Origin of the sequence: Gilvibacter sp., assembly GCF_013214815.1 — a bacterium.
Classification (GTDB): domain Bacteria; phylum Bacteroidota; class Bacteroidia; order Flavobacteriales; family Flavobacteriaceae; genus Gilvibacter.
Genome location: NZ_JABSPU010000085.1, coordinates 1 through 9,162, shown reverse-complemented (window position 1 = coordinate 9,162; position 9,162 = coordinate 1). Strand labels below are relative to the sequence as shown.

General features: G+C 41.0%; 10 protein-coding genes. 1 reads left to right on the top strand and 9 read right to left on the bottom strand.

What is annotated here, in order from left to right; translation table 11 throughout:
• Positions 1-475, top strand: a 475-nt coding sequence (locus HRT75_RS13145) for an integrase core domain-containing protein (RefSeq protein ID WP_291187599.1), incomplete at its 5' end; no start/stop codon positions are given.
• Positions 476-532: 57 nt separating this feature from the next.
• Here HRT75_RS13145 and HRT75_RS13140 read toward each other — a convergent pair.
• The 9 genes from HRT75_RS13140 to HRT75_RS13100 form a co-directional block, all read right to left on the bottom strand.
• Positions 533-784 carry a hypothetical protein gene (locus tag HRT75_RS13140; RefSeq protein WP_291187597.1) on the bottom strand — a complete coding sequence of 84 codons (252 nt, stop codon included), beginning with the start codon at positions 782-784 and terminating at the stop codon, positions 533-535.
• Positions 774-1,076 (bottom strand): hypothetical protein, encoded by a 303-nt coding sequence (locus HRT75_RS13135; RefSeq protein WP_291187594.1) that lies wholly within the window; start codon positions 1,074-1,076, stop codon positions 774-776. Before HRT75_RS13135 ends, HRT75_RS13140 begins: the two co-directional genes overlap by 11 nt.
• A 123-nt stretch (positions 1,077-1,199) precedes the next feature.
• The gene (locus HRT75_RS13130; RefSeq protein WP_291187592.1) at positions 1,200-4,418 is read right to left on the bottom strand and encodes a hypothetical protein; all 3,219 of its coding nucleotides are present in this window, start codon (positions 4,416-4,418) and stop codon (positions 1,200-1,202) included.
• Positions 4,419-4,438: 20 nt separating this feature from the next.
• Complete coding sequence (locus HRT75_RS13125; RefSeq protein WP_291187590.1) at positions 4,439-4,654, bottom strand: hypothetical protein; 216 nt, start codon at positions 4,652-4,654, stop codon at positions 4,439-4,441.
• A 394-nt stretch (positions 4,655-5,048) separates the two neighbouring features.
• Positions 5,049-6,704 (bottom strand): hypothetical protein, encoded by a 1,656-nt coding sequence (locus HRT75_RS13120; protein WP_291187587.1) that lies wholly within the window; start codon positions 6,702-6,704, stop codon positions 5,049-5,051.
• A 97-nt stretch (positions 6,705-6,801) separates the two neighbouring features.
• The gene (locus HRT75_RS13115; protein ID WP_291187584.1) at positions 6,802-7,095 is read right to left on the bottom strand and encodes a helix-turn-helix transcriptional regulator; all 294 of its coding nucleotides are present in this window, start codon (positions 7,093-7,095) and stop codon (positions 6,802-6,804) included.
• A gap of 644 nt (positions 7,096-7,739) precedes the next feature.
• Positions 7,740-8,165 carry a hypothetical protein gene (locus tag HRT75_RS13110; RefSeq protein WP_291187581.1) on the bottom strand — a complete coding sequence of 142 codons (426 nt, stop codon included), beginning with the start codon at positions 8,163-8,165 and terminating at the stop codon, positions 7,740-7,742.
• An 11-nt stretch (positions 8,166-8,176) separates the two neighbouring features.
• Positions 8,177-8,482, bottom strand: a complete 306-nt coding sequence (locus tag HRT75_RS13105; protein WP_291187578.1) for a hypothetical protein — start codon at positions 8,480-8,482, stop codon at positions 8,177-8,179.
• Between the two features lie 388 nt (positions 8,483-8,870).
• The coding region (locus HRT75_RS13100) for a hypothetical protein (RefSeq protein WP_291187576.1) at positions 8,871-9,162 on the bottom strand (292 nt) is incomplete at its 5' end.

Genomic DNA, 9,162 nt, shown 5'->3' with positions numbered 1-9,162 from the left:
TTGGGTAGTCGGTCCTGGGCAAGAGAAAGTTCGCATCATTAATATTATGGATGAGTATTCTCGAAAAGCGCTATGGACCGAGGCTTATTCCAATATTTCGGCAAAAACCTTAGTTGAAGTACTCGATAAAGTAGTAGAATGTAGAGGTGCACCTGCCTATATCCGATGTGATAATGGTCCAGAATTTATCTCTGCCCGTTTAGAAAGTTGGACTGAGGACCATCAGATTGAATTAAAGTTTATTCAACCTGGAAAACCTAGCCAGAATGGACTGATCGAACGACTAAACGGAACACTTAGAACAGAATGCCTGAATCTGGAATGGTTCCAAAGCATTCCAAGACTCAATGAAAAAATACAGGAATGGAGTGTAGTTTACAATACCATCCGGCCGCATAGTTCTATCGACTATCTGACACCGGACGAATTAGAGCAAATTAACTATAAACTCTACTTTAAACCGGTTGCGGCTTAGGGGAAGAGGACAATCGCAATTTAACGATTAATAAATGAATCAACATTTCTTAAGATTTCACTCGATGGGATCACTCGTTAGAAGCTGGTCATATTCTTCTTGAGTCAGGTTCATTATATGTAAATGGTATCCATCTAACTTGGCCTCTTTTTTGGCTTGTTCAATCGTTTTCTTCCTTTCTCCACGGAAATCAACAATACCATCCATCGCAAATTGAACGATGTGCGTTCTAGGTCTATTTTTGATTTCCTCAATTGCCTTCTTATCTCCTGAGAGCAATCGACTCAATAATTCTCGTTTATCTTTCATTTTCGACTTTTTCAATAACTTTTGTCAAAAGCTCGTCAATCTCCTGATCAGATAACTTAGACAAGTCCAAACGTTGTTCCTCACTTCTTAGTTTGGGGAGTACGTATTCCGAGATTTTCATGACCATCCTCAAATATGCTTCTCCTTGCAGTTTCTTGAGTTCTCTTTTAATTTTGGGGTATTCGCTTTGGACTAACAAGGCGAAATTCTCCCTGATAACCTCCAATTCTGGTCTAGATTTCTTCTTACTCTTCCTTCCTGCTTCCCTTCCGCTTTTTGACGTAAATGGCATGTTGTATTATGTTACTTTAGTTCTTTATTTTTTGATGCAATTAATTGATAGACAATGCGATGTGTTCGAATTGTACCTTCTTTTCACGTTAATACATTAAATAACATGAAAATCACTGGAATTCTACCGTATTTGCTCCTCCAACCTGTCTATCCTTTCCTGTTCTCTAGTCGCTGAAATCAATCCCTCAGAAACCCCTTGTCTAGTGCCTGATACAGCTCCTTGCCTAGTACCTTCTTTGGAGCCTTCCTTTGTTCCAAAATAAGAACCTTCTCTTACAGCTTGAACAATCATGTCCCTAAGATCATCTGTGTTGATTGATAGACTGGATTGACTAACAGTAATACCTCTTAAGTTCGGTGATATACTTATTCCTTCCCTCCCAAAAGCAATTCCATTTCCTCCGAAGCTATTTATCAGACTCAAATCTCTACGCTTACCTGCGTAATTCTTCGGCCCGATCCTCTTTAGGATATTTCCAAACCTCCCCGTACTTTTTCTATTGATAACCGCAACCCCTCCGAATTCATCCATGGTCGCAAACTCTCCGCGTTCGTACTCCAATGGTTGACCATAGACAGAGGTATGGTTCCCTCCTTGGGAATGGAGTCTCCCACTTTGGACTGCATTCAATCTCAATGGCTGGATATTGATCCCTTTCTCCGCGAATTGTTGGCGCCTGATAGCTGCGATCTGTACACCAGTAGTGAACGCCGTAAGTGCAATCTGGGCTGTTCTAGCAAGTCCTAGAGAAAGTAAATCCAACGGTCCCGGTATGGCTGCTAAAACTGATATTATACTCTGTGCGCCCGAAATTAAAGCTTGAGACACCTGTAGTCTTTTACCGCGCTCAAAGGCGGCACGCTGGACTCTTTCAATCTCAGCATCTTTCCTTGCTTCTAGCTCTGCAATTCGTTCTGTATTACCGTCTGCTAGCTCAATCTCTCTATTATACCGTGCTTCAATATCGCCTATTCTCTGCTCGTCAAGGCTTGCCGCGTTTTGTTCGGTAGTTTCGAGGATACTATTCAAGATATTCGCCGCATTGGAAACTCCTTGAAGCAACCTATTGCGGTATTCAACCTGTGCAGCAACACGGAGTTGATCCTTCGCAGTCAACTGTGTGTTAAGCTCATCTTCTAATCTTAATCGTTCGACATTAGAAAGTTCTTGATTGGCTAATCGGTTTCGTAAAATCTGCGTATTCGCTTCCTGCTCTAATTGCTTGCGCCGTTCTTGAAATTGTTCCTCCGATAAGTCAAGCTCTCTTAATGCTGCTATCTGCTGGAACTTACTTTCTTCAATAGCTTCAATTTCTGATTGGAGCCGTGCCTCTAAGGTTTGCCTTGCCAACTCCTTAACGGCATCAGCAAGCTCCTGTTCGACCCTAAGCCGATCAATCTTGTTAAGATCGTTTTGCGCCAATCGGTTCTGAAGGATCTCAATTTCTGTCTGAAGCTCAATTTCCTTACGTTTGCGATTGTATTCCGCTTCAGACAATTCCAAGTCGCTCAATGCAGCAATACGCCCTAGAAGCAGCCCCTCGTTATTCTGCTGCTCCCTTTGGTTGTCTAAGTCTTTTTCAGTTTCAGCTAGATCCTGAATAGCAGTCCTCCGCTCTCGTATAACCTCTAGTAATCTACCTTCGATAATCTCAGACAGGCCTAATTCTCTGATTCGTTGATTAAGTCGGACTGCATCCGACTCAGCTAACAACTCATTCGCCTCAACTTGTACTCCTGTGAATTGCTGGATTGTTGAGATTTGCTTCTGGAAACTATCTATGGCTTGCTGCTCAGTTTTCTCTAACAACCGCTGTCTTTCCTCTAAGGTTCTGCTTTCATCAGCTATAATTCGCTCATTGATCGTCTTCTGATTATCAAGGCCATCAATAAGAATATCCAGATCCCTCTCTAATCTATCCTGTTTCAGTTCAGATCGTACTTTTTCATTTTCTCGTACTGAGATAGTTAAGTCTCTTTCGGCACTTGCCAAGGCACTGAAAGCAATTAGTTGTTGCTCAAGGAGGCTATCAATGTTTTCTCCATTTCTTCGCCTTAGTCCAATCTCTTGATTAATTAACGAAAGATTGTTTCTTGCTAGCTTCACTTCTGCGGCTGCCCTTTCTTCTAGTGACCGCCTTGCCCCTTCTGCTGCCTTTTCCCTTTCCTCGAAACTCTTAGTGGCATCATCAGCAATTACATTCAATTCTGCCTCTCTTGTTGTTCTGCCTTCGATGCTTTTCTGCAATTCGAGGTTCTGCCGAAATATCGCTCGTCTTGCCGCTTCCAGATTAGAGAATGCTGTAATATTCTCACTTACAGCCTTAGTTGTGTTGGCTATCGATTCCGCAAATTCTTGCTGCTGCTCTGAGTCCAACCCAGTAGTAAGCTGAATGAATGCACCCCCTGCTTCTCTTGCGGCTGCTGTAGCGCCTTTCAGATCTCCGGTGAAAAACTTACCTATTGCACGTCCAGCAATGCCGAAGATGTCAATACTAGCCTTGACCCGGTTGATGATGTTCTTGAGAATGGCCGGGCCTAAATCCTTCACCCCTTCTAAAGGGTCAGCTGCGAAAGACAATAGGCTATCCGTCGCTCTGTCAACAAAACCAACAAAAGTTGAAAAGATCCCATTTAGTGTTCCTGTAACTCTCGCGAATACTTGTGCTCCTTTTTCTGTTCGCTGGAATGCTTTGAATAATGAACTTATTCCCGCTACAACGAGAGAAATTGCCAGCACAATGGGATTGGAAGCTAATGCAGAAAATGACTTTCCTAACCCAGACACGGCTCCGGATGCTCGACCGGTGACACCTCCAACGTCGTCCAATCCATCTAGCAGTCCGCCAACAGCAAATCGACTATCCTTCAGATCGCTTTCAATACTTTCTAAAGTCGTACCAAGCATCGATATCGCACCTTCGTAATTTCCCACATTACGTTGATGATTTCCCAATGTCTTGTCCAACTTCTTAAGTTCTGTATCTAACTCACCGATCCGCTGTAATAAGGCAGGGCCAAATGTTTCTCTTTGGTCCTCACTGAGTTCTTTGAACCTGCCACGTAATTGGACTAACTCAGCATTTATCTGACGATACGATCCACTAGCAGAATTCACACGCTGAAATTCCCGCTGCTGCCTTCTCGTTTCGTCAGTAACTTGCTTCTGTACCGTCTTCAGGCTTCCTAACTGAGTCTGTAATCTCTTATACTCCTCCGTACCAAACTTAGTACCACCAAGCTCTTTGTTAGTCGCCTTAATCGCCGCCTTGAGAGAATCAACGTCATCTATTGTACCCGTTATCCCCTTAATCTCTACCTCAAACTGTACAACCTTCACCGCAATTCATTTTTTCATTCCTAATGAGTCCCTTTCAAGGCTTTTCCTGCTTCCTTGACCAATCTCAGATACAAGGACCGTGTATCTTGTGCCTTAATTCCATCCTCTTTTTTCTTGTCTGCAATGACAATAATCATTAGTCGATCATAGTATTGTTTTACGGCGGCACCCAAAACACTTAAGAGTGATATTGTGAAGTTCTTCTTCTGTCCAAGGAATTCATGCTGCAGGAACAACCTTTCCAGTTCAATTATGAACGGTAAGTCGATATCCTCTTTCCTTGCTCTTTCTTAAAGCATTTCGAAGATTTTTTGTAGATCTTCATGGTGAAATTTCCCATTATAATCTCTAACCGAATCAGACACAATATCCCAGTCATTTGTGTCCCAAATTGTGTTTTTCAAGATGGTCCTTGCTACTACTTCCATTCTACGTGTGTTTATTGTTGTGAATAAGTAATAAAAAAGCCCTACAAAAGCGTAGGGCAGGACAACAACATATTTTCTCTAACTTATTAATACCGAATTTGATCGCCTCAGAAACACCTATCCTCATCCTTAACATGTTGTTGATCCTATTACAAATATAATGATTTGTAATCAAAAAAGTTTTAATTTGAAATCAAATTAGTTATTTTTTGTGTGCCTTTTCTTGCTCAATGATGGTTCTGATTTCACTTCTAATGGCTTCCAGTTCTTCAATCTTTCCTTGCAATTGCCTAATCTTCTCCGCATCAGGCTTTTCTTGCAATTGCAGTTTTTTCAACCTTGATCTATTGCTAGAAATGTTGCTGGATAGTTGAGCACGACTCCAATTGTTGTCCTTATAATGAATCTTGAAAATCAATCTACCTGCGGAAGACTTTTGCACATGCAATTGACCTGCCTTAACTGATTGATAAGTAGGTGTTTGTGATTGCAATTCACTTTCTTTAATTGTATTGTTTTTGGGCTGGCGCAATTCTGAATTTTCCAACCGCTCTACAGACATACTTTTGCGGGCTGTCTCGTCCTGTATTTTTTGAACAATTGGGGATTCTGTACTGTAATTGTTTTGCAATTCTTCCCCTTCAAAATCGGCAGTTTCAGCTATCTCTTTTGTTTTATCCTTCAGTAGGATAGTAGGGGCTGCCGAATAATCAGCGACATAGCTGTTGGTCAGGTAGTGTATGCTAAATGAATCAGGGTTGTAAATATCAACTTCAATCTTGTTCTTATCTCTCGAACCGACTGATGCCTTGACCAATAAGGGACGTTTGGACAACTCTGCGATTTTGTAAATGCTCTTTTCTTTCCACCTGTAGTAGGCCACTTTCAACCTTTCACCAATTACGCTTGTGCCATCAAGGTAATGCCGCTCCTTCTCAACAATGGTGTTTTCACCTAAATCTATGATTGCCTGCACGATCAGGCAGAGCAGGACTAGCACCTGAAATACCATGCCGAAAAATTGCCAGCGACTACCGTTCTTACTTTTCTCTCTTAGATACGATTCATATGCGGCTAGACGTTCATTAAAAAATAATTGAGCTTTGTCATCGGCTTTCTTAAACAAATTGCCCTTAGCTTCGGAAATCGCCTTACTGGCAATATTCCACGCTACAAGCTTAGCCTCTATTGCTGCTTCTTGTACCTTTTCTCCACTTCCCTCATTGGGCTTTAGCTTAAATCGCCATAAGCGTGAATACTCAGTTGTCCATAGCTGATCTTTATTGTATTTTGCTTGCAGTCGATCATATTCTGATCGATCAAAAGCTAATCTAGCTCTCAACTCTTCCAGTTGACGTTTCTTGAGCGCTTCATCCTCGACCAAGCTGGTGTTTTCTTTCGACGCAACGAATATGCTATCTGCAACTCGCTGAAAACTATCTTGTAGTACTGATAGTTGCGGTTTTTCGACCTTACTAACTGTCCGTTCACCTTTCTCGAAAGATCCAGTAAAAGTTAAGTAGGCTGTTGTGATGAAACAAGCTGTGAAAATTACAACCTTCACCAGATTGGCCCACCAAGAGAGTTTCAGGTTTTCATCTTGGATTTCATATGCTTTTTTTCCACCCAGCCACTCGGCTACGGGTAATACAGCACCTTTCCCTATGAAAAATATGATCAATTCCGGTAGTATAGCAAGTGAGATGGCTAAAAGTGATTTCAGGAGAGTGTTTTCGAATGGAAGCACGTATAACACTGCGAAATAAGCTGTGATGCCGCTAATGGTTTGCCCAACTACCTGCCCTATTGCCGCACCTTTTTTGGTGTCAGCATGTTTTGACGTAAAGGCGGTATTCAAATTCTGTCTAATTTTCGCTAACATTGTGAAAATTCTTTTAGAGTTTACCCCTTCGCGGTGTGACTTGGCGGTTTAGCCGTGTCGGGGTTTTCAATGGTCATTTTTTCTTCTTCCCTCTTTTTTTAGGATAAATTTTCTTCAATTCTTCGATTTCTCTGTATCGTTCCGGTAACTCTTGCGCTACCGTCTTCAATGAAACAAGTAGACTCCGAGGCTCAACCTTTAGAGCTGCTGCTATCTCGAATAATACGGGTAGTGGTGGCTGACTCTCATTGGCGCACCAACGTAAGGCTGTTGCATTGCTGACACCCAAAATGTTGGACAACCAATAGGCCGTTTGGCCCTTCTTTCCTAATGCTTCCGCAATCAAATTGTATTGAATTCCTTTCATACTCCAAATATACTAAAATGCTTTTACTCAATGAAACTATTTTCCATTAAAATACTTGCGTTAAATGAAAGTATTTAATACCTTTGGACCTATTGTTGAACTTAATTAAACCGCCATGCCAAAATCAATCTTATCAATCGTGAACCACTTAGCTTGGAAGCTAAGGAAAATAGGACTTAGCTGGTCGGAAGCTATGAAGACAGCTTACTCCGCTATTAAAGAAAAGACCTATCTACAAGGCAAACTTTGGGCTCTAACATTCAAGAAGAAAAGTGATGGTTCTACTACCACAAGAATAGCTTCGTTTCACCCAGACTTCATGCCAAGTAGAGTAGGGGATCGGAAAGTGACGTTTTGGAGTCTTAGCAACTCCGCCTATCGGTCCTACATCCCAAATAATCTAGTGTCTTTTTCTCTAATTCAATTTTCCAATCATTAACCCCTAAAACCTTTAGTTATGCAAGATGTCCAAACATTGAAAATTCTGTTTCAAGTAAAATCCAGATCAAATACCAGTAAAGGAAAGCAAAAAGCCCTCAAGGCGATTCTCAAACACTTACAACTGATGGTAGATAAGCTTAGGTGAAATAAGATTCATTAATTCAATATAGAGCCCTACCTCTTTTGGTGGGGCTATTTCGTTATTATGCCATCCTTTGAATAAACTTCCTTTTTCGCTTCAATCTCGCACAATAGAATTCAGTAGCCATTTCTAGAATAAGCTTATTGATCTCATCTTCCTCTAACTTCCGAGCCTTCCCCGCCTGTATAATTAGTTTGGCCTTCTCTTTGAAGAAAAAAGGCACAGCCAACTTGTATTTGTGTTGATTAAGCAGCCTTGTAATTTCCGCGTAAATCAACATTCGTACAATTGCCTTAGAAAAATGTCGAGGATAGTCGACAACCTCTATTTCTTCAAAACCTCTTGTAGTTTCTTCTATTTGCCTCACTTTTTTCGGCAATTCTCCGTGGGCATTACGATACATTGCAGATATGTATCTACCAGCCAACAATAAGGTGGGCCTCGAAACTTTCAATCCCACCTTTTCAGATATCTGCTTGATAGTCATAGCTATATCAATTAAAATGATAAAAGATTAATCAACTTGTATTTTGATACTTGTTTTCCGTTCACGTAAAGGCCCCTACTAGCATAAGAACTAGAAGCGCACTGAATACCCTTCAGACCATGATACTTGATTTCGATATGGTATTTCTTCGAATACACTTCCACTTCTATTTTTCCACCCGTTACCTCGACTCCTTTCATGATCAATTCATTTAAAGCTGGAAGAGTCACAGCTTGACAAATCGGTACTGCTTTGTTCTTCATGTTCTGTTCAATCAGCATCAAGTTTTCATCTCTTTCTCTAATCACACTGTCCATGTCAGTAATCCAAAATTGCCGTCGATCTGGTAAATTCTCACTGCAAAATCGCATCTATTCCGAATCCGGTGCAAACTCTGTTTTTGCGGCCATTGCTAGTATTTTGGTTCTTGGATACGCTTTTGCAACTCTTCTTCTCACCAAACCCGCTAAGGCTCCAAGGGGAATTTTATAGGTCAATCTACAATTGACAGTTTTACAACAATAAATGCACGAAAACGAGCATAAAAAATGCCCAATCCACTGTACATCTGGACTGAGCAAAACCCCATTTTTGGACGGGGTGAATCCGTGCATTTCTGCCTTATATGAGTTGACGCAATCGCAGAATTCCCAACCTTTGATTGCCTTATAAAAATACAAATTATATGTTGTATTAGCTAACATTTTAAGAGGCTTTTGGCCTTGTTAGATAATAGTTTCCTGATCTTGGTAAACCTCTATTCATAATCTTGAATTCCATATATTTTTTGTTGGATAGCTTAGTTGAAACCCAATCACTAATGCTGTGAAAATTGGCCATACTATAAGCTAATTCTGTAATTAATGGTCTTGCAATATGTCCATCAAACTTTGCCCCAATACGTGTCTGGAAACTATTGGTCATGATCGAGACCATATCATTCACTACTATATCAGGAACTCGTTTCTGATAGTACCCGTCTAAGTATTTTCTAAGG